Raw genomic sequence first — 1,404 nt, 5'->3', positions numbered from 1 at the left:
TGGGGACTGACTGCGTCTATGCTTGCGTTAACATGTTTGACCGTGACCGGGTGTGGGACTCATCCAAGCTTTAGCGATGTAAAGAGCATTGATAATTCTTTAACCAATCATCAACAAGTGAAGAATATTCATTATCCAAAATTCAAATATAAATTCTATCATAATCAGGCATATGGTTTTTCAATCGATTTCCCTGATAATAATGGCTGGAAAATTGGAGCGCAACCAACGGATAGAGATGGTTTAGAAGCTACAAAATTTATATCAAAATCATTCTCTAATGATTTAGGTTGGAATAATGTATCTCACGATGCATTGATTTTAGCTGTAGGTGGTTACAATGTTGTACCCGTATCCTATCAGTCTTTAAAAGATTATGAGCCCAAAAAAAGCGAGAATGTCCTTTTATATAAACCATTCAAAACTTCCTATGGATTTACATTGCTTGAATATCAACTTGAAAAAAATAATGTTTTAGAAATTACTAAATCAGATTATGGTGAGTATACAAGAGCTGAATTATCTATTATTATTCCCAACAAACCTGATTATAAAAAATTAGCTTCATATGTTTTAGATTCTTTTCAATTCACCAATCCTACCTATCTCCAATCAAAAACTAAGGAATCTCAAAAATAATAAGAGATACTATTTGGGTTCATTCAAGATTCCAAATAGTATCCCCTATTGTTATATATTTTTAGCCACTATATACGTAGTCATACTCTTGTAACCCATGTACTTGAATAAGGTAGACTAATCCACTTCCGGAAACTGTTGAAGGGTACGGGTTGCTTTCGCTTCCGAATAGATTATTTGTAGTATATTTACTCGTAGCCCAAACTGGCGTATAGTCTCCCAACTGGTATAGAGCATTGTACATTCCATTTGACAGAACGTCCCATCCATATTGAGAAGCATAATTATATAGTTCTAGTCCCCCCGGTGTCAGCGAAGCTGTAAAATACATATTAGAAACTTCACAATAAGCGGCATTGTAGATATCACCGTTCATGAGTGCACCATTTAACCCCGTATCGCTTCCAGCATAACCAGGCGCATACGAACAATCAGCCGCCGCATAGGTAGTTATACAACTTGAATTTGAAAAGTACCCTGAATTTGCATTGCCTGGATTATTGCAGTTGACGGCAATAGACTTACAATCCCAGGCTCCTTCATATATCCATTGAGTTAAAATGAGTGCAACAGGAATATATGCAAGGTTAGATTCTTGTTGTGCCCAACTAATGACCTCAGAATTATTTAAAAACCCTGATTCCGTTCCACATACTTCTTGAAAAGTTGTCATTTAAATCTCCTCCAAGTTTATGAATTCCACCCGGCCGGAGTGGTGAGGGGCTTTCGTTTTGCTCCTCTACTCTTTAAAAGCACTTCGACTTG

Annotated in this window: 2 protein-coding genes; one reads left to right on the top strand and one right to left on the bottom strand. The window is 36.6% G+C overall.

The features are described 5' to 3' along the window. Positions 1 to 639, top strand: a 639-nt coding sequence (locus tag BUA75_RS15365) for a hypothetical protein (protein ID WP_207549797.1), incomplete at its 5' end; no start/stop codon positions are given. A gap of 61 nt (positions 640 to 700) precedes the next feature. Here BUA75_RS15365 and BUA75_RS15360 read toward each other — a convergent pair. Further along, positions 701 to 1,312, bottom strand: a complete 612-nt coding sequence (locus tag BUA75_RS15360; RefSeq protein WP_072875520.1) for a hypothetical protein — start codon at positions 1,310 to 1,312, stop codon at positions 701 to 703. Positions 1,313 to 1,404: the final 92 nt, after the last annotated feature.

Source organism: Alicyclobacillus tolerans (genome assembly GCF_900142255.1).
GTDB lineage: Bacteria > Bacillota > Bacilli > Alicyclobacillales > Alicyclobacillaceae > Alicyclobacillus_I > Alicyclobacillus_I tolerans.
The sequence above is the reverse complement of the archived record's forward strand: the minus strand, read 5'-3'. Positions and strand labels throughout refer to the sequence as shown.

What these genes read in the sequence shown, in the direction of transcription:
- BUA75_RS15360 (WP_072875520.1), bottom strand. Translation starts at nt 1,312, where the DNA reads ATGACAACTTTTCAAGAAGTATGTGGAACGGAATCAGGGTTTTTAAAT.